The organism is Pseudomonas sp. PSE14 (assembly GCF_029203285.1).
Taxonomy (GTDB): Bacteria; Pseudomonadota; Gammaproteobacteria; order Pseudomonadales; family Pseudomonadaceae; genus Pseudomonas.
In genome coordinates, this window is the sequence record NZ_CP115669.1 from 4,464,827 (window position 1) to 4,491,310 (window position 26,484).

At 65.7% G+C, this 26,484-nt stretch carries 23 protein-coding genes; 8 read left to right on the forward strand and 15 right to left on the reverse strand.

The window, feature by feature from the left end:
• Positions 1 to 256 precede the first annotated feature (256 nt).
• Positions 257 to 706 carry a YMGG-like glycine zipper-containing protein gene (locus O6P39_RS20430; protein WP_275608255.1) on the reverse strand — a complete coding sequence of 150 codons (450 nt, stop codon included), beginning with the start codon at positions 704 to 706 and terminating at the stop codon, positions 257 to 259.
• A gap of 168 nt (positions 707 to 874) precedes the next feature.
• Between O6P39_RS20430 and plsB the strand changes: the two genes are divergently transcribed.
• The 5 genes from plsB to O6P39_RS20455 all read left to right on the forward strand — a co-directional run bounded on the left by plsB (position 875) and on the right by O6P39_RS20455 (position 7,401).
• Positions 875 to 3,385, forward strand: a complete 2,511-nt coding sequence (gene plsB / locus O6P39_RS20435; protein WP_275608256.1) for a glycerol-3-phosphate 1-O-acyltransferase PlsB — start codon at positions 875 to 877, stop codon at positions 3,383 to 3,385.
• 99 nt (positions 3,386 to 3,484) lie between these two features.
• Entirely contained in the window at positions 3,485 to 3,931 is a 447-nt protein-coding gene (locus O6P39_RS20440) for a low molecular weight protein-tyrosine-phosphatase (RefSeq protein ID WP_275608257.1), read from the forward strand.
• Positions 3,932 to 4,290: 359 nt separating this feature from the next.
• Positions 4,291 to 5,454 carry a glycosyltransferase gene (locus tag O6P39_RS20445; RefSeq protein WP_275608258.1) on the forward strand — a complete coding sequence of 388 codons (1,164 nt, stop codon included), beginning with the start codon at positions 4,291 to 4,293 and terminating at the stop codon, positions 5,452 to 5,454.
• Positions 5,455 to 5,540: 86 nt separating this feature from the next.
• Positions 5,541 to 6,560: an NAD(P)-dependent oxidoreductase gene (locus O6P39_RS20450; RefSeq protein WP_275608259.1), complete on the forward strand. Its 1,020-nt coding sequence runs from the start codon at positions 5,541 to 5,543 to the stop codon at positions 6,558 to 6,560.
• 163 nt (positions 6,561 to 6,723) lie between these two features.
• A complete protein-coding gene (locus O6P39_RS20455) occupies positions 6,724 to 7,401 on the forward strand; it encodes a DUF4197 domain-containing protein (protein WP_275608260.1) in 678 nt (225 codons plus the stop codon).
• An 85-nt stretch (positions 7,402 to 7,486) separates the two neighbouring features.
• Here O6P39_RS20455 and O6P39_RS20460 read toward each other — a convergent pair whose 3' ends face one another.
• Together O6P39_RS20460 and O6P39_RS20465 are read right to left on the reverse strand one after the other, a co-directional pair.
• Positions 7,487 to 10,555, reverse strand: a complete 3,069-nt coding sequence (locus tag O6P39_RS20460) for an efflux RND transporter permease subunit (protein WP_275608261.1) — start codon at positions 10,553 to 10,555, stop codon at positions 7,487 to 7,489.
• A 6-nt stretch (positions 10,556 to 10,561) separates the two neighbouring features.
• Positions 10,562 to 11,665, reverse strand: coding sequence for an efflux RND transporter periplasmic adaptor subunit (locus tag O6P39_RS20465; protein ID WP_275608262.1), 1,104 nt, complete (start codon positions 11,663 to 11,665; stop codon positions 10,562 to 10,564).
• A 96-nt stretch (positions 11,666 to 11,761) separates the two neighbouring features.
• On the opposite strand from O6P39_RS20465, the gene O6P39_RS20470 reads away from it, so the two are divergent.
• A complete protein-coding gene (locus O6P39_RS20470) occupies positions 11,762 to 12,394 on the forward strand; it encodes a TetR/AcrR family transcriptional regulator (protein ID WP_275608263.1) in 633 nt (210 codons plus the stop codon).
• A 254-nt stretch (positions 12,395 to 12,648) separates the two neighbouring features.
• Here the strand turns inward: O6P39_RS20470 and O6P39_RS20475 are convergent, their stop codons facing one another.
• The 7 genes from O6P39_RS20475 to ppc form a co-directional block, all read right to left on the reverse strand.
• On the reverse strand, positions 12,649 to 13,434 hold the full coding sequence (locus tag O6P39_RS20475; RefSeq protein ID WP_275608264.1) for a class I SAM-dependent methyltransferase: 786 nt from the start codon (positions 13,432 to 13,434) through the stop codon (positions 12,649 to 12,651).
• A gap of 67 nt (positions 13,435 to 13,501) precedes the next feature.
• Positions 13,502 to 14,329, reverse strand: coding sequence for an isocitrate lyase/phosphoenolpyruvate mutase family protein (locus O6P39_RS20480; protein ID WP_275608265.1), 828 nt, complete (start codon positions 14,327 to 14,329; stop codon positions 13,502 to 13,504).
• A 75-nt stretch (positions 14,330 to 14,404) separates the two neighbouring features.
• The gene (locus O6P39_RS20485) at positions 14,405 to 15,262 is read right to left on the reverse strand and encodes a DUF72 domain-containing protein (protein ID WP_275608266.1); all 858 of its coding nucleotides are present in this window, start codon (positions 15,260 to 15,262) and stop codon (positions 14,405 to 14,407) included.
• A gap of 4 nt (positions 15,263 to 15,266) precedes the next feature.
• Complete coding sequence (locus O6P39_RS20490; RefSeq protein ID WP_275608267.1) at positions 15,267 to 15,614, reverse strand: hypothetical protein; 348 nt, start codon at positions 15,612 to 15,614, stop codon at positions 15,267 to 15,269.
• 67 nt (positions 15,615 to 15,681) lie between these two features.
• On the reverse strand, positions 15,682 to 16,356 hold the full coding sequence (gene tsaB / locus O6P39_RS20495; RefSeq protein ID WP_275608268.1) for a tRNA (adenosine(37)-N6)-threonylcarbamoyltransferase complex dimerization subunit type 1 TsaB: 675 nt from the start codon (positions 16,354 to 16,356) through the stop codon (positions 15,682 to 15,684).
• 88 nt (positions 16,357 to 16,444) lie between these two features.
• Positions 16,445 to 17,092, reverse strand: a complete 648-nt coding sequence (gene adk / locus O6P39_RS20500; RefSeq protein WP_275608269.1) for an adenylate kinase — start codon at positions 17,090 to 17,092, stop codon at positions 16,445 to 16,447.
• A 248-nt stretch (positions 17,093 to 17,340) separates the two neighbouring features.
• Positions 17,341 to 19,977 carry a phosphoenolpyruvate carboxylase gene (ppc, locus tag O6P39_RS20505; protein WP_275608270.1) on the reverse strand — a complete coding sequence of 879 codons (2,637 nt, stop codon included), beginning with the start codon at positions 19,975 to 19,977 and terminating at the stop codon, positions 17,341 to 17,343.
• A 192-nt stretch (positions 19,978 to 20,169) separates the two neighbouring features.
• Here ppc and O6P39_RS20510 point away from each other — a divergent pair, with 192 nt between their 5' ends.
• Positions 20,170 to 20,514: a pilin assembly protein gene (locus tag O6P39_RS20510; RefSeq protein WP_275608271.1), complete on the forward strand. Its 345-nt coding sequence runs from the start codon at positions 20,170 to 20,172 to the stop codon at positions 20,512 to 20,514.
• A gap of 214 nt (positions 20,515 to 20,728) precedes the next feature.
• On the opposite strand, the gene cadR is transcribed toward O6P39_RS20510, so the two are convergent.
• Complete coding sequence (gene cadR, locus O6P39_RS20515) at positions 20,729 to 21,196, reverse strand: Cd(II)/Pb(II)-responsive transcriptional regulator (RefSeq protein WP_275608272.1); 468 nt, start codon at positions 21,194 to 21,196, stop codon at positions 20,729 to 20,731.
• A gap of 89 nt (positions 21,197 to 21,285) precedes the next feature.
• Between cadR and O6P39_RS20520 the strand changes: the two genes are divergently transcribed.
• On the forward strand, positions 21,286 to 23,607 hold the full coding sequence (locus tag O6P39_RS20520; protein WP_275608273.1) for a heavy metal translocating P-type ATPase: 2,322 nt from the start codon (positions 21,286 to 21,288) through the stop codon (positions 23,605 to 23,607).
• 327 nt (positions 23,608 to 23,934) lie between these two features.
• Here O6P39_RS20520 and O6P39_RS20525 read toward each other — a convergent pair whose 3' ends face one another.
• From O6P39_RS20525 to O6P39_RS20540, 4 genes are read right to left on the reverse strand one after another with little or no spacing between them, the layout of a single operon-like run.
• Complete coding sequence (locus O6P39_RS20525; RefSeq protein ID WP_275608274.1) at positions 23,935 to 24,444, reverse strand: O-acetyl-ADP-ribose deacetylase; 510 nt, start codon at positions 24,442 to 24,444, stop codon at positions 23,935 to 23,937.
• Positions 24,445 to 24,483: 39 nt separating this feature from the next.
• A complete protein-coding gene (locus tag O6P39_RS20530) occupies positions 24,484 to 24,807 on the reverse strand; it encodes a hypothetical protein (protein ID WP_275608275.1) in 324 nt (107 codons plus the stop codon).
• Positions 24,804 to 25,727, reverse strand: a complete 924-nt coding sequence (locus tag O6P39_RS20535; protein WP_275608276.1) for an alpha/beta hydrolase — start codon at positions 25,725 to 25,727, stop codon at positions 24,804 to 24,806. Before O6P39_RS20535 ends, O6P39_RS20530 begins: the two co-directional genes overlap by 4 nt.
• A complete protein-coding gene (locus O6P39_RS20540) occupies positions 25,724 to 26,470 on the reverse strand; it encodes a TIGR00266 family protein (protein WP_275608277.1) in 747 nt (248 codons plus the stop codon). Before O6P39_RS20540 ends, O6P39_RS20535 begins: the two co-directional genes overlap by 4 nt.
• Positions 26,471 to 26,484: the final 14 nt, after the last annotated feature.

Below are 26,484 nucleotides of genomic sequence, written 5' to 3' on the forward strand. Positions count from 1 at the left end.
GCCTATGACCAAACAGGCCAAAGTGCCATTTTACGGGGCTTGCAGGGCCATTTTGGTGCTCGTTACCCTGCGTAACGAAAGTGTTTCGAACTTGGACTTCATCACAACTTTGCACGATGGTTCCGGGCGTTTTCGCAACACCCGGAACCTCTTTTCCGATCAGGGCTTGCACTTCTGCAACTCAGCCGTACGCCTTGCCAGAATCTCCGCTGCAGCGAAACCCTCATCCAGCTGACCTGCCGGCAGCCGCGAGATTTCACTGGCTGACCTGGTAACCCCGCCCCTGCATGCAACTGCCGTAGGCCGAACTCTGTGTGGCCTGCTGGTTGCGACGATCCTGGCGGCGCTCCTGGCGCTGGCGCGAGGCCCCCACCACGGCCCCGGCGGCAGCGACTTCGCCTGCACGGTTCTGCCGGTACTGCTGCTTGGCGTCGTCGCTGGCTCGGTCGTAGATCTCATCGTGCTGTTGACCGCGCACTTCGGCGCCGACCGCGCCAGCCGCCGCGCCCCTTGCCGCGCCGCGCACCCTCCCGCCGACGTGCGGGGAGCTGGAACCGCTCGCGGCGTTGGCGGCAACGCCGTTGCAGTAATCCATGTCCTGCTGCATCTGCTGGCTACTCTGGCCATTGAGCGGCACCACCGACTGAGCCCCCGCCGGCGTCACACAGGCCAGCGCCAACAGGCATCCAAAAGTCACTTTACGCATCGCTCCACCTCCATCGAATGGAACCCTGATCAAGCAGGATAGTCCCTGCCAACGCAGCGTTCGCTGCCGCCAGGCGGGCGACCGCGGCTTTGCCGCCCGCCCCCTGATCCGGCAAACTAACGCCCCTGAGCAATCGCTCGTTTTATTTCTGCCAGCCATAGGGCCTGTATGCCTCGTTACCCGTTCCGCCGCTTCGGTTTTGGTGCCCTGCGCCGCCTGCTCTACCTCTGGGTGCGCTCGGAAACCATCAACCAGTCGGCCTTCAGCCTGAAGATCGACCGCAGCAAACCGGTCCTCTACGTCCTGCAGCAGCCCTCGGTCAGCGACCTGGCGGTAGTCGACACCGAGTGCCGCAAGGCCGGCCTGCCGCGCCCGGTGATGCCGGTCGCGGTGGGCGAGTCCATCGAGCCCGCGGCCTTCTTCTACCTGACCCCGGAACCCGACTGGCTCGGCCGCCAGGACAAGCGCGGCGCACCGCCGGCGCTGGTGCGCATGCTCGGCGCCATTGGCCAGAACGGCATCGACGACGCGCAGATCGTCCCCGTCAGCGTGTTCTGGGGACAATCGCCGGATAGCGAAAAGAGCGCCTGGAAGTTGCTTTTCGCCGACAACTGGGCGGTGACCGGCCGCCTGCGCAAGCTGGCGCGCATCCTGATCCTCGGCCGCAAGACCCGTGTGCAGTTCTCCGCGCCCATCCACCTGCGCGAACTGGTAGAGCAGGACAAGGGCCACGCCCGTACACTGCGCATGGTGCAGCGCATCCTGCGGGTGCACTTCCGCAACCAGAAGACCGCGGTGATCGGCCCTGACCTCTCCCACCGCCGCACCCTGGTCAAGGGCCTGCTGCGTGCGCCGCTGGTGCGCCAGGCGATCCAGGAAGAGTGCGAGACCCAGAAGATTTCCCAGGAGAAGGCCGAGGCCACCGCGCTGCGCTACGCCAACGAGATCGCCGCCGACGTCTCCTACCCGGTGATCCGCTTCCTCGAAGTGACCCTGACCTGGTTCTGGAACAAGCTCTACGAGGGTGTGAAGGTCAATCACATCGAGCGCGTGCAGGACGTCGCCCAGGGCCATGAGATCGTCTACGTGCCCTGCCACCGCAGCCACATCGACTACCTGCTGCTGTCCTACCTGCTGTTCCGCAACGGCCTGACCCCGCCGCACATCGCCGCCGGCATCAACCTCAACATGCCCATCGTCGGCTCGATCCTGCGCCGTGGCGGCGCCTTCTTCATGCGCCGCAGCTTCAAGGGCAACCAGCTGTACACCGCGGTGTTCAACGAATACCTGCATACCCTGTTCAGCCGCGGTTTCTCCACCGAGTACTTCGTCGAAGGCGGCCGCTCGCGCACTGGGCGCATGCTGCATCCGCGTACCGGCATGCTGGCGATCACCCTGCGCAGCTTCCTGCGCGACTCGCGCCGGCCGATCGTCTTCGTCCCCGTGTACATCGGCTACGAGCGTGTGCTCGAAGGCCGCACCTACCTGGGCGAGCTGCGCGGGGCGGCGAAGAAGAAGGAATCCATCTTCGACATCTTCAAGGTCATCGGCGCGCTGAAGCAGCGCTTCGGCCAGGTCTGGGTGAACTTCGGCGAACCGATCCACCTTGACCGCTTCCTCGACCAGCAGCAGCCGGACTGGCGCAAGCAGGACCTGGGCCCGGAGTTCCGCCCGGCCTGGCTGTCGGAAACCACCCACCACCTGGCCCGCGACGTCGCCCGCCACCTCAACGACGCCGCCGCGATCAACCCGGTGAACCTGGTCGCCCTGGCCCTGCTGTCCACCACCCGCCTGGCGCTGGACGAAACCGCCCTGGCGCGGGTGATCGACCTCTATCTCGGACTACTGCGCAAGGTGCCCTACTCGCCGAGCGCAACCTTGCCCGAGGGCGACGGGCAGCAGCAGATCGAGTACGTGAAGAGCATGAACCTGCTCAGCGAGCAGAAGGACGCCCTGGGCCGCATCTGCTACCTCGACGAGCAGAACGCGGTACTGATGACCTACTACCGCAACAACGTGCTGCACATCTTCGCCCTGCCCGCACTGATCGCCAGCTTCTTCCAGAACAGCGGACGGATCAGCCGCGAGCAGTTGCTGCGCTACACCCGCGCGCTCTACCCCTACCTGCAGGCCGAACTGTTCATCCGCTGGAACCTGGACGAACTGGACGCCGTGGTCGACCAGTGGCTGCAGGCGCTGGTCGCCAGCGAACTGCTCAAGCAGGAGAACGACACCTTCATCCGCCCGGCGCCCAGCTCGCGCCAGTACGTGCTGCTGACCTTACTGGCCCGCGCCATCACCCAGACCCTGCAGCGCTTCTACATGGCCATCTCCCTGGTGCTCAACGCCGGGCAGAAGCAGCTCACCGCCGAGGAACTGGAAAACCTCTGCACCGTCATGGCCCAGCGCCTGTCGATCCTGCATGGCCTTAACGCGCCGGAATTCTTCGACAAGAGCCTGTTCCGCCACTTCATCCAGACCCTGCTGGACGAAGACGTGCTGCGCAAGGACGAGCACGGCAAGCTGAGCTTCCACGAGTTGCTCGGCGAGCTGGCCGAAGGCGCGGCCAAACGGGTGCTACCGGCTGAAATCCGCCTGTCGATCCGCCAGGTCGCGCTGGAGCGACCCAGCCAGGAAGAGCCCGCCGCGAACGAGCAGCCACCTGCCACCCAGGCCTAGCGCGCCCGTCGGCGCACCACGCCGCCAGCTTGACGCCCCCTGCCGCGGTCGATAGTTTTTTTGACACATCACCTATCGATCGCGGCCAGGGACGCTTCCGTGTTCAACAGGATTCTGTTCGTCTGCGTCGGCAACATCTGCCGCAGCCCCACCGCCGAACACCTGCTTCGCGAGTCCCTGCCAGGCAGCGGCATCGCCGTAGCCTCGGCCGGGCTTTCCGCCTTGATCGGCCACCCCATGGACAGCACGGCGCTGGCGATCCTCAGCGGTCACGGCCATCGTCCGGCTCCCCACCGCGCTCGCCAACTGAACCGCGAACTGATCCATGAAGCCAACCTGGTGCTGGTGATGGAACACAGCCAGATCCGGGACGTCATCCGCCTGTCGCCCGAAGCGCGGGGCAAGACATTCCTGCTCGGCAAATGGCTGCACAACCTGGAAATCCCCGACCCCTATCGCCAAGGCCCGGAAGCCTTCGAGCACAGCTATGGCCTGATCGAGCGCGCGGTGGAAAGCTGGGCAAATCGGCTGCCAAATCGACAATAATTTGACGAATAACAGAACTATCGTCAGATTTTTTACTCGCGCGTAGAGTAAAAAAGTCTACGCTGACTTCAGCGTGACCCTATTCCCGCAGTCTGGTCCCTCCAGGTAGTCGCTCAACGGCCTCGGAGCCCGCCTCAGCTTATGAAGACTCTTCGGATCACCGACGTCCTTCGGCGACGCTGCGGTAGCCATGGACCAGCGGCGGCAGGCGCGCGACGAAGTCGCAGCCCGGCGCGGAGACCCCACCTGGACACGGATGCCTTTGCGCACCTCGCGGGGCGAGCTCCCTGAGAGCCTGTCGCGCGGTACGTCAAATACAACCTCTTCAACTGTTAATTACCCCGCATGAGGCCCGCCCAATGAAGGTAGCCATAATCCACTATTGGTGGATGAGCAATCGCGGCGGCGAGGCTGTCTGCTCCGCAATCGCAGAGCTCTATCCCGATGCGGATATCTTCATTCACGTTTGCGATGAACAGGTCGTGCGTCAGGCATTACCTGCAAACTTCAAGGGAAACCTATACAGGACGTTCATCTCGAAACTGCCGAAGGCGCGCAAGCACTATCAGAAGTACCTGCCCCTCATGCCACTTGCGCTCGAGCAACTTGACCTCACCAACTACGACCTGATCATCAGTAGCGAGTCAGGCCCCGCCAAGGGCGTCATTACCCGTCCCGATTCCGTTCACATCTGTTATTGCCATTCCCCTATGCGCTACGTCTGGGACATGTACCACGAGTACCTGTCCGGCGCGGGACGCTTCGTTCGGACGCTATTCCCGCTCATCGCCCATTGGCTCCGGGTCTGGGACAGGCTCTCGGCGGATCGCGTCGACTACTTCATTGCGAACTCGACCTTCGTTGCCTCACGCATCCGGAAGTTCTACCGGCGTGAATCGGAGATCATCTATCCCCCGGTCAACGTCTCGGACTTCAACCCGAAGCTCGAACGCAGCGATTTCTACCTATGCCTGGGCCAACTGGTGGCCTACAAGCGCGCCGACATGGCCGTCGAAGCCTTCAACAGGCTCGGACTGCCATTGGTCGTGGTCGGCGAAGGCGAGTTGCTCGAACCGCTGAAAAAGATCGCGGGCCCGAACGTCAAGCTGATGGGTCGCCAGCCTTTCTCCGTCATCCAGGATCTTCTGCAACGCTGTCGCGGCCTGATTTTCCCAGGGATCGAGGACTTCGGCATCGTCCCGGTCGAGGCCATGGCGGCGGGTGCTCCCGTGGTGGCCTACGGCAAGGGCGGCGCCCTGGACACCGTCATTCACGGCAAGACCGGCATCCTGTTCCATGAGCAGAGTGTCGAAGCGCTGATCGAGGCGGTCGGCCGGCTTGAACGCGGCGAGTTCGACTTCTCACCATCGGAAATGCACTTGCATGCACAGGGTTTCGCCAAGCCCGTGTTCCAGCGAAATATCAAAGCCTTCGTCGACAAAGCTCTGGCCACCGCCAACACGCTGCCTTCTGAAGAAGAACATGATTTGAATTCTTCTCACGCAGTCAGACAGCGCACTTGAGGACCGACACATGACTCTTCCCGTCATCATGACTGCGATCTGTCGGGTGATCGGCCATTTCAACACTCACCTATTGCAGGTCTGATATGCGCTGCGCCGTCATCTTCGGGGGCTCCGGCTTCATTGGCGTCTTCTTTGCCAAACATCTGCTTTCAACGGGAGCCTTTGAAAAAGTCTATCTGTTCGACAAGGAACAGGTCTCCGACAAGCCTTTCCCTTATCGCGCCCAACTGGTGCGGGAGTCCGCCGAAATCATCGAGATTGCCGGCGATGTCCGCCAGCCGATCGACTGGGTGCCTCCGGAATCGGTTTCGCTCATTGCGAACTTCGCCGCCGTGCATCGTGAACCCGGACATGACGATTTCGAGTACTACGAAACCAACCTGCAGGGTGCCCAGCACGTATGTGCCTGGGCCGAGCGCGTGGGCTGCAATGAAATGGTCTTCACCAGTTCGATCTCGCCCTACGGGCCGAGCGAAGAACAAAAGGACGAGCGCTCGCTGCCGGTACCGATGACGGCCTATGGCGGATCGAAACTGGTGGCCGAGAAGATGCACCAGGCCTGGCTTGCGGCCGACCAGGAGCGGCGGCATCTGGTGATTGTCCGTCCCGGTGTGGTGTTCGGCCCCGGGGAAGGCGGCAATGTCTCCCGCCTGGTCAAGGCGGTGATACACCATTACTTCTTCTACATGGGCAACCGTGATACGCGAAAGGCCGGCACCTACGTGAAGGAGTTGTGCTCCGCCATCTGCTGGATGCTGGAACGGCAGAAGGCCCAGGGCGAGCACTTCTCGCTGTTCAACATGTCGATGAATCCCGGCCCATCGATCCAGGACTATGTCGACACCGTTTGCCAGGTAGCGGGCGTGAAACGGCGCGTACCGGAGATTCCCTTCCCTCTTCTGCTGGGCGCCGCCCATTGCATCGACCTGGTCGCCCGCCCGCTTCGCATTCGCCACCCCTTCAGCCCGGTACGCATCCGCAAGCTCGTACGCTCCAACAATATTCATCCCGCTCGCCTCGTCGAGCTGGGATATCCCTATCAGTTCGACTTGAAGTCAGCCTTCAGCGACTGGAAGTCCAGCGCACCCGAAGAGTGGCGCTGACCAGGGAACCCACCCCTCCCGGCGCGTTCCAATGCGTCGATCCTGTGCGCTGATTCACCACGCCCACGGGTTTTCCCCAACGGCCCGAGTCCGTTAATCTCCCCGCCTCATTCTCCACCTCGACGGCCACACCGGCCGCCGAGCTCCGTTCAAGGAAGTCTCGATGTTGCGAATTCCCGCTCTGCTGGCCGGCGCCCTGCTCTCGGTCAATGCCTTCGCCCTGTCCCTCTCCGACCTCAGCCAGAGCGACGCCTCCGCCGGCCTGAAGGATGCACTGACCCAGGGCTCCCAGGTCGCCGTGCGCCAGCTCAGCCAGCCCGGTGGTTTCAGCAATGACCCGCAGGTACGGATCGAACTACCCGGCAAGCTGGGCAAGGCCGCCAAGACCATGAAGCAGTTCGGCATGGGCGCCCAGGTCGACCAGCTCGAAGCGAGCATGAACAAGGCCGCCGAGGCTGCCATGCCGCAAGCCCAGGCGCTGCTAGTGGACGCGGTGAAGAAGATGACCGTGACCGACGCCAAGGGCATTCTCCAGGGCGGCGAGCACTCCGCCACCGATTATCTGAACCGCAGCAGCCGCGAGCAGCTGCGCGCCAAGTTCCTGCCGATCATCAAGCAAGCCACCGACCAGGTCGGCGTGGCCAAGCAGTACAACGCCTTCGCCAGCCAGGCCGCTGCCTTCGGCGTGGTCGACGCGAAAAACGCCAACATCGAGAACTACGTGACCGAGGAAGCGCTGGACGGTCTGTTCAAGATCATCGCCGAGCAGGAGAAGACCATCCGCCAGAACCCGACCGCCGCAGCGACCGGGATGGCGAAGAAGGTGTTCGGGGTGCTCTGAGTGACAATGCGCCGCGAGCGAAAGAGCGTTCGCGAGGTAAAAAGAAAAGCCCGGCATCTGCCGGGCTTTTTCATGCCTGGGGATTTCAGGCTTCCTTCTTCACCCTGAACCACGCCGCATACAGCGCCGGCAGGAACAACAGGGTCAGCGCCGTGGCGACGATCAGGCCGCCCATGATCGCCACCGCCATCGGCCCGAAGAACACGCTGCGCGACAGCGGGATCATCGCCAGCACCGCCGCCAGCGCGGTCAGCACGATGGGGCGGAAGCGCCGCACCGTAGCCTCGATGATCGCGTGCCAGGTGTCCAGGCCGTGGCTGCGGTCCTGCTCGATCTGGTCCACCAGGATCACCGAGTTGCGCATGATCATCCCGGCCAACGCGATGGTGCCGAGCATCGCCACGAAGCCGAAGGGCTTCTGGAAGATCAGCAGGAACAGGGTCACGCCGATCAGCCCCAGGGGCGCGGTGAGGAACACCATGATCATCCGCGAGAAGCTGCGCAGCTGCAGCATCAGCAGGCTGAGCACCACCACGATGAACAGCGGGATGCCGGCGTTCACCGAGTTCTGCCCCTTGGCGGAATCCTCCACGGTGCCGCCGACGTCCAGCAGGTAGCCGTCGGGCAGCTCGGCGCGGATCGGGTCCAGGGTCGGCGAGATCTGCTTCACCAGGGTGGCAGGCAGCGAGTCGTCGTAGATGTCGCCACGCACGGTCACGGTGGGCAGGCGGTTGCGCCGCCAGATGATGCCTTCCTCGAAGCCGTACTCCAGGGTCGCCACCTGCGACAGCGCCACGCTGCGGCCGCTGCTGGTCTGCATCGACAGGCTCGGCAACTGCGACAGGTCATGCCGCTCGCGCTCGTCGCCGCGCAGGAGGATTTCGATCAGCTCGTTATCCTCGCGGTAGTAGCTGACGGTAGCGCCGGTCAGCGAGCTCTGCAGGAACTGCGAGATGTCCGCCGTGCTCACCCCGAGGGCGCGGGCGCGCTCCTGGTCGATGTCGAGGAACACCGCCTTGCTCGGCTCCTCCCAGTCCAGGTGCACGTTCACCACGTGAGGGTTCTCGCGCATCTTCTCGGCGACCTTGCGCGCCAGCGCGCGGACTTCCGGGATGTGCTCGCCGGAGACGCGGAACTGCACCGGGTAGCCCACCGGCGGGCCGTTCTCCAGGCGGCTGATGCGCGTACGCAGCGTCGGGAAGTCCTCGTTCATGTGCTTGATCAGCCACTGGCGGATTTCCTCGCGGGCCTCCAGGTTCTTCGCCAGCACCACGAACTGGGCGAAACTCGCCGCCGGCAATTGCTGGTCCAGCGGCAAGTAGAAGCGCGGCGAGCCGGTACCGACGTAGGCCACATAGTTGTCGATGCCCGGATGCTCGGCGAGCATTTTCTCCAGGCGGTTGACCTGCTCGGTGGTGGCGGCCAGCGAGTCGCCCTCGGCCAGCTTCAGGTCCACCAGCAGCTCCAGGCGCGCCGATGGCGGGAAGAACTGCTGCGGCACCAGGCGGAACAGCATGATCGAGCCGACGAAGGCCAACACGGTGAGCAGGATCACCGTCTTGCGATAACGCACGCACCACTCCACCACGCGGCGGAAGCGCTGGTAGAAGGCCGTCGAATACGGGTCATGGCCCTTGTCGGTGCCGCCGTGCTTTTCCGCATAGCGCTTGGCCAGGTCCGGCAGCAGCTTCTCGCCCAGGTAGGGCACGAAGACCACGGCGGCGATCCACGACACCAGCAGCGCGATGGTCACCACCTGGAACAGCGAACGGGTGTACTCGCCAGTGCCCGACTGCGCGGTAGCAATCGGCAGGAAGCCGGCGGCAGTCACCAGGGTGCCGGTGAGCATCGGGAAGGCGGTGCTGGTCCAGGCGAAGCTGGCAGCCTTCAGGCGGTCGTAGCCCTGCTCCATCTTCACCGCCATCATCTCCACGGCGATGATCGCGTCGTCCACCAGCAGCCCCAGCGCCAGCACCAGCGCGCCGAGGGAAATCTTGTGCAGGCCGATACCGAAGTAATACATGCAGGCGAAGGTCATCGCCAGCACCAGCGGAATCGACAGCGCCACTACCAGGCCAGTGCGCAGGCCGAGGGAGAAGAAGCTCACCAGCAGCACGATGATCAGCGCCTCGGCCAGCACGCGGACGAACTCGCCCACGCCCTCGCGTACCGCCGCCGGCTGGTCGGAAACCTTGCGCAGCTCCATGCCCGCCGGCAGCGTCTGCTGCAGGCGCTCGAACTCGGCGTCGAGCTTCTTGCCCAGCACCAGGATGTCGCCGCCGTCCTTCATGGCCACGGCGATGCCGATGGCGTCCTCGCCCATGAAGCGCATGCGCGGCGCGGGCGGATCGTTGAAGCCGCGATGCACTTCGGCCACGTCGCCAATGCGGAAGGTGCGGTCGCCGACGCGGATCGGGAAGGCGCGGATGTCCTCCACCGAATCGAAGCGGCCGGAAACGCGCAGCTGCACGCGATCACTCGCGGTCTCGAAGAAGCCCGTGGCGCTCACCGCGTTCTGTTCTTCCAGTGCCTTCTGTACCGCCGCCAGTGGCAGGCCCAGGGTGGCGAGCTTGGTGTTGGACAGGTCGATCCAGATTTTCTCGTCCTGCAGGCCGATCAGCTCGACCTTGCCCACGTCCTTGATCCGCTGCAGGCGCAATTGCAGGCGGTCGGCGTAGTCCTTGAGTACCGCGTAGTCGAAGCCCTTGCCCGACAGCGCGTAGATGTTGCCGAAGGTAGTGCCGAACTCATCGTTGAAGAACGGCCCCTGGATGCCCTGCGGCAGGGTGTAGCGGATGTCGCTGACCTTCTTGCGGATCTGGTACCAGAGCTCGGGGATGTCGCGGGAACGGAAATCCTCGCGGGCGATGAAGGTCACCTGGGATTCGCCGGGGCGGGAGAAGGAGACGATGCGGTCGTAGTCGCCGGTTTCCATCAGCTTCTTCTCGATGCGCTCGGTCACCTGGCGCGAGACTTCCTCGGCGGTCGCCCCCGGCCAGTTGGTCTTCACCACCATGGCCTTGAAGGTGAACGGCGGGTCCTCGCTCTGCCCCAGCTTGGTGTACGACAGCGCGCCGACGATGCCCAGCAGCAACATGAGGAACAGGACGATCTGACGGTTCTGCAGCGCCCAGGCGGAAAGGTTGAATTGCATCGGGCGTTACTCCTTTGCCACCAGCTTGACCGAGCGGTTTTCCCGATCGACCGGCCGTACCTCCTGCCCTTCACGCAATACCTGCACGCCTGCAGCCACCACCCAGTCGTCGCTGTTCAGCCCTTCGAGCACCGGCACGCGGTCCTCGGCGAAGGGGCCGATGCGCACCGGGCGGCGGTGCAGGGTGGAACTCTTCGGATCGACCACCCAGACGAACGGCTGGCCGCCCTCGGCGGTCACAGCCGCCAGCGGTACCGCCAGCGGCACCGTGCCTTCGGCCTGGATGTAGACCCGCGCGCTCTGGCCCAGCTCGGCGGGCACCTTGGCGTCATCGAAGGCGACCCGCGCGGCAAATGTGCGCGACTGCGGATCGGCAGCCGGCGACAGTTCGCGGATCTTGCCGCTGAAGCGTTTGTCGCGCTGCGACCAGAGCTCGACGCTCACCGACTCGCCGATGCGGAAGCGATCGATGGCATGTTCGGGGAAGCTGATCAGCACTTCGCGATCACCATCGGCGGCGAGGGTGAAAACGGTCTGCCCGGCAGCCACCACCTGCCCCACTTCCAGCCGACGGGTGGCGATCACGCCGTCCTGGGGCGCGCGCAGCACCGCGTAGTCCGCCTGGTTGCGGGCCACGTCGTACTCGGCGCGAATCTGTTTCACCCGAGCCTCGCCGGCGCGGTAGGTGTTCTCGATGTTGTCGAACTGCGACTGGCTGACCAGCTGGCGTTCGAGCAGCGTCTTGTAGCGGGTGTATTCGGAACGGACGGTCTGCAGGTTGGCCTCGGCGGCCGCCACCTGGGCGCGGGTCGCCTCCAGTTGCAGGCGCACGTCCTCGGGGTCCAGCTCCGCCAGGGTCTGGTCCTTCTTCACGCGCTCGCCCACCTCAACCAGTCGTCGGCTGACCTTGCCGCCGATACGGAACGCCAGCTCCGGCTCATGTCGGGCATGTACCTCGCCGGGATAGGCTTCGGTAACATCCCGGGCCGGCAACGGCTGCACCACCATCGCCGGGCGCACCGCCGGTTTGGGCGGCTCGCCGGTACCGCAGGCGGTCAGGGACAGGGAAAGGACGGCAGGAAGCGCGACAGACAGAGCATGGCGGAACATGATGTGTGACCTTTCGCAAAGCGCGGTTGAATTCTTATACTCCCCGGTATAGTAAAAATACAGAACCCACCAGTCCAGTATTAGAAATGTAAAATCATGTCACTCACGACTCCCTCCAATGGGCCGGGTCGTCCCAAGGACCCCGCCAAGCGCAAGGCCATCCTCGAAGCCGCGAAGGAACTGTTCATTCGCTACGGCTACGACGGCAGCAGCATGGAAGCCATCGCAGCCGAGGCCGGCGTGTCGAAACTGACCGTCTACAGCCACTTCACCGACAAAGAGACGCTGTTCGTCGAGGCGGTACAGGCCAAGTGCGCCGAGCGCATGCCCGAGCTGTTCGCCGAGCCACCGGCCGACGCGCCCTTCGAAAGCCTGCTGCTGGCCCTGGCGCGCGGTTTCAACCAGTTGATCAACAGCCCGGAGGCCATCTCCCTGAGCCGGCTGATGGTGGCCCAGGGCGCGGGGAATCCGCACCTGTCGCAACTCTTCTTCGAGGCCGGCCCGCAGCGCGTGCTGGACCAGATGGAGCGCCTGCTGGAGCAGGCCCGCCAACAGGGCAAATTGCAGATGGACAGCCCGCGCCGGGCCGCCGAGCACTTCCTGATGCTGGTGCAGGGATGCGTGCACTTCCGCCTGCTGATCGGTTGCGAAACACCGCCCACGGAAGAAGAAGCCGAGGCGCATGTGCAGGAAGTGGTGGCGCTGTTCCTCAAGGCGTTCCGGCCCTGAAAGCGAACGGTGCACTATCCCTGTAGGAGCGAGCTTGCTCGCGAACGGGTTTCCCCGACCACTCCGATGCTGGGCGGGTTCGCGAGCAAGCTCGCTCCTACAAGTACGACTCGCGGGCAGGCGTAGGGCGTATAACGTTCGACGTTATACGCCGTTTGACCTTGGTCTCAGCGCACTCCGAGATCAGCCCTGGCACCCACGACGTGCCAAGGTGAATCGGCGTACAACCGCGAACGGTTGTACGCCCTACGACATCAACTCTTGAGGCTCTTCAGCGGATAGATGTCGTAGCGGCTGGACTTGCCCTCGAGGCTGTAGCTCGGCTTCTGCCCTTCGATGATTGGCGCCTTGCGCGGGCGCTTGACCACCACGCGGTGGCTGGCCAGCTTCAGGGCCGCTTCCAGCAGCGCCGGGGCGTCGAGGTCATCGCCCACCAGCGGGCGGAACAGGCGCATTTCCTTCTTCACCAGCGCGCTCTTGTCGCGGTGCGGGAACATGGGGTCGAGGTAGATCACCTGCGGCGCCTCCCCTTCCCAGGCGGCCATGCGCTCGATGGCGTTGCCCTGCAACAGGCGCATGCGGGCGACGATGGCGCCCACCTCGAAATCTCCCGCCGCACGGGCCAGGCCGTCTTCCAGCAGCGCGGCGATGATCGGCTGGCGCTCGGTCAGGTGCATTTCGCAGCCCAGGGTCGCCAGCACGAAGGCGTCGCGCCCCAGCCCGGCGGTGGCGTCCAGCACATGGGGGCGCACGCCCGGCTGGATGCCGACGGCCTTGGCGATCATCTGCCCAGCGCCGCCGCCGAACTGGCGGCGGTGAGCGGTAGCGCCTTCGAGGAAATCCACGCGCACCGGACCGGGCGAGTCCGGCCCCAGTTGCAGCAGATGCAAGCCCTGCTCGCCCAGTTGCAGGGCGAAGTCCGCATCATCACCCTCGCCTAGCGGCAGCCCGAGGCGTTGCGCCCACTGCTCGGCGGCAGTCCGCCAGGCAGGCTCCAGCGCCTGGACGACGATGCGCGGCGGAGTGAGGGTCTCGGTCATGGCGGGGCGATCCTGGAAAAAACCGCGATTCTAGCGCAGCGCGCCTTGCAACGGGCTCAACAGCGGCTCAACCGCGAAACAGCTGGTTGATGCGATCGAACGGCATCGCCCCGTTCATCGGTTTCAGATCCCCCTTGGCCAACGCCTCGGCCGCGCTGAAGAAGGCGCCGAAGGCCACGCGTGCCAAGTTGGAACCGACGCTGACGCGCTTCACGCCCAGTTCGGCCAGCTCCTCCAGGTTCACCTGCAGCGCCGGCGACCCCACCAGTACGTTGACCGGCCGCGGCTTCACGGCGCTGACCACTGCAGCGATTTCCTCCCTGGTCTTCAGGCCCGGCGCGTAGAGCACATCGGCGCCCGCTTCGGCGAAGGCCACCAGGCGACGGATGGTGTCGTCCAGGTCGTTGCGGCCATGCAGCAGGTTCTCCGCCCGCGCCGCCAGGGTAAAGGGGAACGGCAGCGCACGAGCGGCCTGCACCGCGGCGCTGACCCGCTCTACGGCCAGCTCCAGCGGGTAGATCGGCGCATCCGGACGGCCGGTGGCATCCTCGATGGAGCCGCCGACCAACCCGTAGGCGGCGGCGAGACGGATGGTTTCGGCACAGTCTTCCGGTTCGTCGCCGTACCCGTTTTCCAGGTCGGCGGCCACCGGCAGCGGCGTTGCCTCGATGATCGCCCGAGCATTGGCCAATGCCTCCTCACGACTGACCGCACCCTCGGCATCGGGCCGGCCAAGGGAGAACGCCAACCCTGCGCTGGTGCTGGCAAGCGCTTCGAAGCCCAGGTGGGCGAGCATTTTCGCCGAGCCCGCGTCCCAGGGATTGGGCAGAACGAACAGACCATCGCGCTGGTGCAGCGCCCGGAACGCTTCGCCGCGCTGTTGTTGAGTGGTCATGGCGACCTCCTTGCCGAATAGGGGAAGGAGCAGGTTAGTCCTGTCGCCGGCGGCGTGCCATGCACAGTTGGCCGCTCAGAGCAGGCCGAGCTGTTCCACTTCAGGCTTCGGCTCGGTAAGCGCCGGCAAGCCCGGCAGGCGCTCGCGCAGCAGCGCGTGGAAGCGCTGCGCCTGTTCGGCGGCGCGGTGGTTGTCCGGGGTGTGCAGGAAAACGTGGGGCGTCAGGCCCTGCTCGATCCACTCCGCTACCTTGGCGATCCACGGCGTGAGGAAGGCGGTGTTGGCCTCCAGATCCGGCCCGCCGATGAAGCGCACCTGCGGGCTGTCGCTGAAGGCCGCCGGGCGCACCGGCACCTTCGGCTTCTTCGATTGCGCATGCAGCACTGCTGGATCGTCGGAGCGGCAGGCGAACAGCGCACGGGAATCCAGGCAGATGCGCTCGACGCCGCGATCCAGCAGCAGCCGGTTCAGCGCCCGCTCCTCCTCGCTCTTGGCGAAGAACGCCGGGTGCCGCACTTCCACCGCCAGCCGGCGTTCGGCGAAGGCATCCAGCCAGGCTGCCAGTTCGCCGAGACGATCCGGGCCGAAGCTCGCGGAGACCTGCAGCCACAACGGTGCGACCCGCTCGCCCAGCGGCGCCAGCAGGTCGAGGAAGTCCTGGGTGTTTTCCAGTTGGCCGCGCAGGTCGCCTTCGTGGCTGATATCGCGGGGCAGCTTGGCGCAGAAGCGGAAGTTCGCCGGCATGGTCTGCGCCCAGCGCTTCAGGGTCTCGGCATTGGGCCGGGCATAGAAGGTGGTGTTGCCTTCCACCGCGTTGAAGACCTGGGAATAGAAGCCCAGCGTCTCGGCGGCGCGCAGGTCGGCGGGGTAGAAGGTGCCGCGCCAGGCCGGCTCGTTCCACGAGGGACAGCCCAGGTAGTACGGCAGACTCATGAAATCAGGCGTAGAGGTCGAGACCCAGGACTTCCTGGCCCTCGTACTGGCCGCCCATGCTGGCGGTGCTGGTGTAGCTGGCGAGCGCCTGGGCCGCGCGGGAGCTCAACGGACGCTGGTAATCGAGGTTGTCGCGCAGGGTGGCCGGCACGCTGTAGCTGCTGGCGTTGCCGGCTTCGACGCGGCGGACCTGTGGCTGCTGCTCGAAGCCCTGGCTGGCCGATGTCGGCGCGGGCTGCTCGCGGCGAGACTCGACATCACGCTGCACGTCCCGATAGGGCGTGACTGCAGTGCCCGTGCGGGCAGTGCGCTCAGGCGCCTGGGAAGTGGAAACGAGACCGTCGATACGCATGGCGAAAAACTCGGTGGGAATACATTCACTCTAGCGAGCGGGTGCAATCCGGGTCAATTGGCTTGGATCAGGCCTTCTTGGGTGTCGCCACGTTGTCGCGCAGATAAACCGGCTGGGCCTGCTCCGCGTCAACCGCCTCGCCGCGCGCCCAGGCGAACTCGGCCAGGGTCAGCAGGTCCTCGGCGTGGGGCAGCAGGCTGGCGTCGTGGGCCGCGACTTTCACCGCCAGGCGCGCTTCGAAACCCCAGCCGGTGCCGGAGCCGAACCATTCACCCTGGGCATCACGCGGCAGCGCCACGCCTTCGGGCGGCAGTACCGCCTCGGCGCCGGCCGGGCGCATCTCGCCCTGCTCCAGGCGATAGCAACCCCAGTACACCTCGTCCATGCGCGCGTCGATGGCCGAGGCCACCTGGGTCGCGCCGTGCTCACGGTAGGCGCGCTGGGCCAGCACGGCCAGGTCGGAGATCGGCAGCACCGGCTTCTGCAATGCGAAGGCCAGGCCCTGGACCACGCCGATGGCGATGCGCACGCCGGTGAAGGCGCCGGGGCCACGGCCGAAGGCGATGGCCTCCACGGCGGACAGTTCGATACCGGCCTCGCCGAGGATGTCCTGCACCATCGGCAGCAGCCGCTGGGCGTGCAGGCGCGGGATCACCTCGTGGCGAACATACCGGCGGCCGTCATGCAGCAGCGCGACGGAACAGGCTTCGGTCGAGGTATCCAGGGCCAGCAGCGTGGGCATGGTTTTATCCAACAGGCGATGAAAAAGGGCGGGCATTATAAACGCCAAAGGCCCGCATTGTGCGGGCCTTTGGCATTGCGCGGGGCAATCAGCTGAGGGCGGCGAACACCTTGGCGGTGATCTGCTCCACCGAGCCGACACCTTCGACGCAGGTGTACTTCGGGGTGCCTTCGACGGCGGCCAGCTTCTGGTAGAAATCGACCAGCGGCTTGGTCTGCGAGTGGTAGACCGACAGGCGGTGACGCACGGTTTCTTCCTTGTCGTCTTCGCGCTGGATCAGGTCTTCGCCGGTCACGTCATCCTTGCCTTCCACCTTCGGCGGGTTGTGCTGGATGTGGTAGACGCGGCCCGAGGCCGGGTGAACGCGGCGACCGGCCATGCGGCCGACGATTTCCTCGTCGTCCACGGCGATCTCGATCACGTTGTCGATGGTGACACCGGCTTCCTTCATGGCTTCAGCCTGGGGAATGGTGCGCGGGAAACCGTCGAACAGGAAACCCTTGGCGCAGTCGGGTTGAGCGATGCGCTCTTTCACCAGGTTGATGATCAGGTCATCGGAGACCAGACCGCCGGCGTCCATCACGCTCTTGGCCTTCAGGCCCAGCTCGGTGCCCGCCTTGACCGCCGCACGCAGCATGTCGCCGGTGGAGATCTGCGGAATGCCGAACTTCTCAGTGATGAAGCGAGCCTGGGTACCTTTGCCGGCACCGGGCGCCCCGAGCAGAATCACACGCATCGATATGCTCCTTAATACTTGTTAAGCGAAATCACGGATCCGCCTCATGGGGCCAATCTCATCATGCTTTAAATGGCGCAAAGGCGCGCCGAAAGGTTGCTCACGATACACAGCGGCCCCCCACCACACAAGCCGCCCCTGGCGACCCTGAAAGCCAGTCGAGGGCCGGCGAATCACCCTCGATCAGCCATCAAATTACCGCCATTTCGCCCTTGCGCAATCCACCATTGGTGGGGGGTCGCACAGCCTCAGCCGGTGTTGCGCAGACCGGCGGCGATGCCTGCCACCGTGACCAGCAGCGCCTGCTCCAGACCGCCGCAGGCGTCGCCCGCGCAACGTCGGGAACGGGCAAGGAGCTCAGCCTGGAGCAGGTGCAAAGGGTCCAGGTAGGTGTTACGCACGCCGATCGACTCGCGGGTCTCGGCGGCGTTGCCGAGCAACTGGGATTGCCCAGTCAGCCCCAGTACCACGCGCACCGACTGCGACAATAGGTCGCGTAAATGTGCACCTAATGGTCGCAGTTCCGATTGCACCAGACGCTCGTCGTAGAGTTGGGCGATTTCCCGGTCGGCCTTGGCCAGCACCATCTCCAGCATGTCGATGCGGGTGGTGAAGAACGGCCACTCCTTGCGCATGCGCCCCAGCAGCGCGCCTTCGCCCCGTTCGATGGCGTTCAGCAGCGCCTCCTCCCAGCCGAGCCAGGCCGGCAGCATCAGGCGCGTCTGGGTCCAGGCGAAGATCCACGGAATCGCCCGCAGGCTTTCCACCCCGCCCTCGCGGCGCTTGGCCGGACGGCTGCCCAGTGGCAGGCGGCCCAGCTCCTGCTCCGGCGTGGCCTCGCGGAAGTAGTCGACGAACTGCGGGTTCTCCCGCACCACCGCACGGTAGGCGGCGAGGCCATCGGCGGCCAGCCGGTCCATCTCCTCGCGCCAGGCGGGCTCCGGCACCGGCGGCGGCTGCAGCGTGGCTTCCAGCACCGCGGCGAGATAGAGGTTGAGATTCTGCTCGGCGATACCCGGCAGGCCGAACTTGAAGCGGATCATCTCGCCCTGCTCGGTGGTGCGGAAACGCCCGGCCACCGAGCCCGGCGGCTGCGAGAGGATCGCCGCGTGGGCCGGGCCGCCGCCACGGCCGACGGTGCCGCCGCGGCCATGGAACAGCAGCAGCTCGACGCCGTGGCTGCGGCAGATATCCACCAGCGCCTCCTGCGCCCGGTACTGCGCCCAGGCCGCGGCCAGGGTGCCGGCGTCCTTGGCCGAATCGGAGTAGCCGATCATCACTTCCTGCGGGCCGGCGAGGCCCGTGCGGTAGCTGTCCAGGCTAAGCAGGCGATCGATGCAGGGGCCGGCGTTGTCCAGGTCATCCAGGGTCTCGAACAGCGGTACCACGCGCATCGGCCGCTGCAGCCCGCACTCCTTGAGCAGCAACTGCACGGCGAGCACGTCGGAGGGCTGCCCGGCCATCGAGATCACGTAGGAACCCAGCGACGCCGCCGGCGCCTCGGCCACCACCCGGCAGGTCGCCAGGACTTCGGCGGTTTCCGGCGATGCCGCGTAGTTCGCCGGCAGCAGGGGGCGACGACTGGCGAGTTCTTCCAGGAGGAATTCCTGGCGCACGGCTTCGTCCCACTCGGCGTAGTTGCCCAGGCCGAGGTATTCGGTGATTTCGCTCATTGCCCTGGCGTGGCGCGTGGAGTCCTGGCGCACGTCCAGGCGCACCAGGAACAGGCCGAAGGTGGCCGCGCGGCGCAGGGAGTCGAGCAGCGCGCCGTCGGCGATCACGCCCATGCCGCAGTCCTGCAGCGAGCGGTAGCAGAGCTGCAGCGGTTCGAGCAGCTCGCGGTTGTCCTGCAGCACCTCCGCGCCCGGCGCCTCGCCACTGTGAATGGCCCGCTCGGCCCAGGCGCGGGTAGCGCGCAGGCGTTCGCGCAGTTGCTTGAGCAGCGCGCGATAGGGTTCGGCAACCTCCCCCACCTCAGCGCGCAGTTCGTCGCTGGCCTGCTGCATGGACAGGTCCGAGGCCAGGCTATCGACATCGCGCAGGTACAGGTCGGCGGCCATCCAGCGCGCCAGCAGCAGGACTTCGCGGGTGATGGCGGCGGTGACATTGGGGTTGCCGTCGCGGTCCCCGCCCATCCAGGAGGCGAAGCGGATCGGCGCGGCGGAGAGTGGCAAACGCTCGCCCAGCGTCTGTTGCAGGGTGGCGTCGACATGCCGGAGGAAGGCCGGCAGCGCCTGCCACAGGGAATGTTCGATGACCGCGAAGCCCCATTTGGCCTCATCCACCGGGGTCGGCCGGGTGCGGCGGATTTCCTCGGTGTGCCAGGCCTCGGCGACCAGCCGTTGCAGGCGCCCGCGCACCGCTTCGCGCTCCTCCGGCAGCAGGTCGGTGTGATCGTCGGCCGCCAGTTGCGCGGACATCGCGTCGTATTTCTGGATCAGGGTGCGCCGTGCCACTTCCGTGGGGTGCGCGGTCAGCACCAGCTCGATCTCCAGCGCCGCCACCTGCCGCGCCAAGCCTTCGGCACCCAGGCCGGACTTGCGCAGGCGGCCGAGCAGCTCGCCCAGCACGCGGTTCTCGAAGGGCTCCGGCTCCTTGGGCGTGCGCCGCCGGATGCGGTGGTATTGCTCGGCGATGTTGGCCAGGTTGAGGAACTGGTTGAAGGCCCGCGCCACCGGCAGCAGCTCGTCCTCTCCCAGCGCGTCGAGGGTCGCCGTCAGTTGCCGGGCGCCTTCCGCCGAGCCGCGCCGCGCGGCCTTGGCGCCGGTGCGGATGAGTTCGATCTTGTCGAGGAAGCCTTGTCCGTACTGGGCGCGGATGGTCTGCCCCAGCAACTCGCCCAACAGGTGAACGTCCTCGCGCAGGCGCGCATCGATATCCGGCATGACGGGTCTCCTTGTGCTGAGAGTTTTACAGTGCCGCTGGCGACACCGGCTGACAAGCGTGCGACGAACGCCAGCCATCCAGCTCGGACAGCGACTAGGCTCAAAGTGATCCCGAGGCCATCGGGAAAACCTGCCGGCGGACCCACGAGGCCCGTCCCACACGCCCGCCACGAACGGGCTACAGAGGTGAACATGAAAATCCGCGATCTGGTACGCCATTGGGAACAGAACGCCAGGGGGCGCATGACCAAGCATCACTACAGCATCCCGCTGGACGTGGAAACCGCCGCGCGGCTGGCCGCCCTGCATGACATGTATCCCAAGCGCAGCGTTGAGGAGATCCTGGGGGAGCTGGTCGGCTCGGCGCTGGAAGAGCTGGAAGCGAGCTTCCCCTACGTGAAGGGGCAGAAGGTGGTGGCGCAGGACGAACAGGGTGACCCGATCTACGAGGACATCGGCCCGACGCCGCGCTTCCTGCAGCTGTCGCGCAAGTACCTGCATGAATTGACGGAGGCCAAGGAGTCGAACCACTCCTGAAAGAAAGCGCCCCGGCAATCGCCGGGGCGTTTTGCTTTACCCGTAGGAGCGAGCTTGCTCGCGAACCCGCCCAGCCCAGGAGCTACCTGGAAGTGCGTAGGGCGTACAACCGTTCACGGTTGTACGCCGATACACCTCGACCAGCCCTGGCTCCGCAGTTGTACTCGAAGTCCCGTGAAACGGCGTATAACGCGAAGCGTTATACGCCCTACGTTCAATGCCGGCCGTGGACGCCCGGCACGTGCAGATGCCCCGCCTCCGAGCAAGCCTCCGGAATCACCGACGGCTCCGCCGGCTGCTCCAGCTCGCGCAGGATGCCGCAGTCCTCGCTGCTGCCATCGCCGCTGCAACGGGCGCGCAGGTCGCGCAATTGCTGGCTGAGCGATTGCAGTTCGGCAATCCGAACCTCGACATGGTGCAGGTGCTCGTCGATCAGCCGGTTGGCGGTGCCGCAGTCGGATTCGGGGCGGTCGCGCAGGCCGAGCAGGATGCGGATTTCGTCCTGGGTCATGTCCAGCGAACGGCAATGGCGGATGAACGACAGCCGCTCCACATGGATCGCATCGTACTGCCGGTAGTTGCCCTCGCTACGCGACGGCTCCGGCAGCAGGCCTTCGCGCTCGTAGTAGCGGATGGTCTCCACCGGGCAACCGGTCAGTTTCGCCAGTTCACCGATCTTCATCTTCGACCTCCTGGTTAAAGACAGTCTTGACTCTGTAGTTACTACAGGGTGTGCAATCAGTGGCAACTCGTCAAACAGGAACGGACGACATGACTGCCAATCGCCAGGGGCCGATCATCCACGGCCCCGTCCAGGATCAGCAACACAGCGACGCCGCGAGTTGCTGCGGCTGCGACAAGGGCGCGCTGCTGCGCGCGCCGGCAGTTGCACCTGCCCATCATGCGCATGACCACGACCACGACCACGGCGAGGATCACAGCGCGCTGGCCCGTGACGCTGCAACCGCGGTGAGCGGCGCCGCCAGCGGCGAGCTGCGCTGGACCAGCCTGCGCATCGAAGCCATGGACTGCCCCACCGAGGAACGCCTGCTGCGTGACGCCCTCGGACGCGTGTCGGCGGTGGAAAACCTCGACTTCAACCTGATGCAGCGCCTGCTGCGCGTGCAGCACCGTTTCGACAGCATCGAACCGCTGCAGAAACTGGTGGCTTCGCTGGGCATGCAGGCCGAGCCGCTGGACGACGACGCCCCAGTCGCAGCCCCCGCCGCCAAGCAGAAACCCTGGTGGCCACTGGCGCTGGCCGGCGTGGCCGCGGCGGCATCGGAGTTCTTCGAATGGTTCGCCATCGGCCCGCAGTGGCTGGTGGCGGCGCTGGCGGTGGCGGCCATCCTCGGCGCCGGCCTGCCGACCTACCGCAAGGGCTGGATCGCGCTGAAGAACCGCAACCTGAACATCAACGCGCTGATGAGCATCGCCGTGACCGGCGCCATGCTGATCGGCCAGTGGCCGGAAGCGGCGATGGTCGCCGTGCTGTTCGCCATCGCCGAACTGATCGAAGCCAAGTCCCTGGAGCGTGCGCGCAACGCCATTCGTGGCCTGCTGCAACTGGCGCCGGAACAGGCCACGGTGCAGGTGGACGGTGAATGGAAGGAACTGCCCGCCAAGTCCGTCACCCTCGGTGCGCGGGTACGCGTGCGCCCCGGCGAACGCATCGCGCTGGATGGCGAGGTGCTCGACGGCCGCTCCAGCGTCAACCAGGCGCCCATCACCGGCGAGAGCCTGCCGGTGGAGAAACAGGCGGGCGATACGCTGTTCGCCGGCACCATCAACGGTGAGAGCGCACTGGAATACCGCGTCACTCGCGTCGCCGACGACAGCACCCTGGCGCGTATCATCCACGCCGTGGAAGAGGCCCAGGGCTCGCGGGCGCCGACCCAGCGCTTCGTCGACCAGTTCTCGCGCATCTACACGCCGGTGGTGTTCCTCATCGCCATCGCCACCGCCCTGCTGCCGCCGCTGTTCTTCGGCGGAGCCTGGCTGGACTGGGTGTACCGCGCCCTGGTACTGCTGGTGATCGCCTGCCCCTGCGCCCTGGTGATCTCCACCCCGGTGACCATCGTCAGCGGCCTTTCGGCGGCTGCGCGTCTGGGCATCCTGATCAAGGGCGGGGTATTCCTCGAACTGGGCCGCTCGCTGGACTGGATCGCCCTGGACAAGACCGGCACCCTGACCGAAGGCCGCCCGCGCCAGACCGACTACACGACGCTGCGTGAACTGGCCGGAGCCGATGTGCGCGTCCTCGCCGCCAGCCTGGCTGCGCGCTCCGATCACCCGGTCTCACAGGCCGTGGCCCGCGCCGCCGAAGCGGACAATCTCGCGCTCTACGGCGTCGGCGAGCTGACCGCCCTGCCCGGCCGTGGCGTGAAGGGCGAGATCGATGGCCGTCTCTATCACCTGGGCAACCACCGTCTGGTGGAGGAACTCGGTCTCTGCTCGAAAGCGCTGGAAGCCCGCCTCGACGCCCTCGAACAGCAGGGCAAGACGGTGATTGTGCTGCTCGATGCCGAAGGTCCGCTGGCCCTGTTCGCGGTGGCCGATGCGGTGAAGGAAACCAGCCGCGAGGCGGTTGCACAGTTGCATGAGCTGGGCGTGAAAACCCTGATGCTCACCGGCGACAACCCGCACACCGCCGCTGCCATCGGCGCCCAGGTGGGCATCGATGCGGCGCAGGGCAACCTGCTGCCGGAGGACAAGCTCAATGAAGTGAAACAGCATCAGGAAGGCGGCCGCCGCGTCGGCATGGTCGGCGACGGCATCAACGACGCTCCCGCCCTGGCCCGCGCCGACATCGGCTTCGCCATGGGCGCAGCGGGTACCGACACCGCCATCGAAACCGCCGGCGTGGCGCTGATGGACGACGACCTGCGCAAGCTGCCGTCCTTCATCCGCCTGTCGCGCCAGACCCATCGCGTGCTGATCCAGAACATCAGCCTGGCGCTGGGTATCAAGGCGGTGTTCCTGGCCCTGACCCTGGCCGGCGAGGGCACCCTGTGGATGGCGGTGTTCGCCGACATGGGCGCCAGCCTGCTGGTGGTGTTCAACGGGTTGCGGTTGTTGCGTTATCAGGGCTGAGGAAAACCGCTGTAGGGCGTACAACCGTTCGCGGTTGTACGCCGATACACCGCGATCATCAGCGGGTGCCTGGGTCGAACTCGGAGCGCCCTATGGCTGGGGCTCGGGTTGGAATCGGTACGCCCGGAAGCCAAGGCAAACGACGTATAACGTCGAACGCTATACGCCCTACGCTCCCGGCGCTGCTCATGAAGGCCTGTAGGGCGAATAACGCGCAGCGTTATCCGCCTTGATGGGTTTCGCTTCGCTCTACGCCATCCTACGAAGAACACCCACAGTCACCGGCGCGCGCAGAGTCCCGTCAGAAATGAGCCTGTGGAAAAGTCCTCAGCCCAGCAGTCGCCGGTACAACTCCGCCATCTCGGCCGAGAACGCCACCAGCACCAGCTCCTTCAGCGAGCTTCCCGCCGGACGCGCACGGCGCAGCTCATCGACGGCGATCTGCGCCGCCGCTTCGGCGGGATAGCCATAGATGCCGGTGCTGATGGCCGGAAAGGCGATACTGGCCAGGTCTTTGTCCTCGGCCAGCTGCAGGCTGTTGCGATAGCACTGGGCGAGCAGTTCCGGCTCGCCGTGGCCGCCGCCGCGCCAGACCGGCCCGACGGTGTGGATGACGAAACGCGCCGGCAGGCGGAAGCCGGGGGTGATCTTCGCCTCGCCGGTCCGGCAGCCACCCAGCGGGCGGCAGGCGGCGACCAGTTCGGGGCCGGCGGCGCGGTGGATGGCGCCATCGACACCACCGCCACCCAGCAGCGAGCTGTTGGCGGCATTGACGATGGCGTCGAGGTCGAGACGGGTGATGTCGCCCTGCCAGACGCGGATTTCAGGGTGGCTCATGCTGCTTCCTCCCTTGTCAGCGGCGCCAGGGTTCTCCCATCACTTCACTTGCTGGGGAGTCTCCTGACCCATGCAGCGTACGGCACGCTTGCGGCCGTCGACCAGCACGCCGGTCAGGCCCTTCTGGGTCATGTCGAACATCACCAGCACGCCGTCGATGCACTGCGCCTGCTGGTCGGCCGGGTCCAGCGCCAGCTTGGTGTCCTGGCCGGGAATGCTCTTCAGCATGGTGAACTGGCTCAGCTCCAGCGCATCCTCGGGTTTGGCGAAGTGCAGGTAACCGTAGTACCAGAGCGTGCCAACCGACACGAAGATGGTGGCGATGACGGTGAGAATGTACGAGATCGGATTGCGGTCGTTCATGGCTTGCCTTGTTCTGTGGAACCCGCTGGGGCGGGTTCCGGCGTTGACGAGTTCGGGACTTCGGCCAGCCGGCGCAATCCGGTGAAGTGCTGCGGATCGTCGAGGAAGCGCAACATCACTTCGCGCCAGACCGGTTCGCCGAAGGTTTCCACGTGGTTGCCGCGGGTCAGCTGGAGGACTTTCGGCGGCGGCGCGGCCTTGTAGAGGCTCAGGCCGTTGTCCAGGGGCACGATGGTATCGTCGATGCTGTGAAAGAACAGCACGGGTGCGCCAGAAAGTCGCGGGATCGAACGAATCGCACTGTCGCCATCCGGCACCACCCAGGACAGCGGCACCTGCAGCGGCCAGGTCAGCCAGGCATTACCCAGGGTGTAGCGCGCCACCTGCCGGTAGCTGGCCGGAACGCCGTCGAGCACCACGGCGTGCAACTGCTTCTGCCGCTGTGGGTGCATGCCCAAATAGTGCACCGCCATGGCACCGCCCAGGCTCTGGCCGAGCAGGACCAACGGCTTGCCCTGTACTTCCGGTGCCTTGTCCAGCCAGGCGAAGGCGGCGTCGATGTCCTGGTAGATCGCCGGCAGGCTCGGCTCGCCTTCGGAATGGCCGTAGCCGCGGTAGTCGACCATCAGCACCTGGTAGCCCTGCTCAGGCAGCCAGTACGTGCCGCCCAGGTGCCAGGCCATGTTGCCGCCGTTGCCGTGCAACTGCAGCACGGTGCCCTTCACCGGCACACCGGTCTTGGCCGGCAGCCACCAGGCGGAGAGTTTCACGCCATCGGCGGTGGTCAGCGTGACGTCGCGATACTCCAGCTTGGCGCGCGTGGGGGTGATGGCGACATCGGGGCTGGGATAGAACAGCAGCGAGCTGCAGCCGGCCAGCAGGGCCAGGCAGGTGACGAGAGCGAGACGCAGGGCGGTCATTCGGAGTTGGTCCTTACCTCTTCACGGGCACGGTAGGTGGCGTCGTAGATGCGCTCGGCCAGGCGCGAGAACGGCAGGCTCTGCAGCCAGACGGTACCGGTGCCCTTGAGGGTGGTCAGCAACAGGCCCTCGCCGCCGAACAGCATGCTGCGCAGGCCGCCGGCCAGCTGCACGTCGTAGTCGATGTCATCGGTGAAGGCCACCAGGCAGCCGGTGTCCACCCTCAGCGTCTCGTCCTTCAGCTCACGGCGGATCACCGTGCCGCCCGCATGGACGAAGACCAGGCCGTCACCCTCCAGCTTCTGCAGGATGAAGCCTTCGCCACCGAAGAAGCCCGCGCCCAGGCGCTTGGCGAAGGCGATGCCGACTTTGGTGCCATAGGCCGCGCAGAGGAACGAGTCCTTCTGGCAGATCAGCTTGCCGCCGACTTCGCCCAAGCGCACCGGCACCACGCTGCCGGGATAGGGTGCGGCGAAGGCAACATGCTGCTTGTCCTGGCTCTCGTTGGTGAAGTGGGTCATGAAGACCGATTCGCCGCTGAACTTGCGCTTGCCGGCGCTCCACAACTTGCCCAGCAGGCTGGAGTCCGAGCCGTCGCCCATGCGTGCGGCGAAGTGGATGCCGCCGGTCATGTAGTTCATGGCGCCGGCTTCGGCGATCACCGTCTCTCCGGGGTCCAGTTCAATCTCCACGGTCTGCATGGATTCGCCAAGGATGCGGTAGTCGAGGTCATGGCTGGGCATAGCGGGCACTCCTG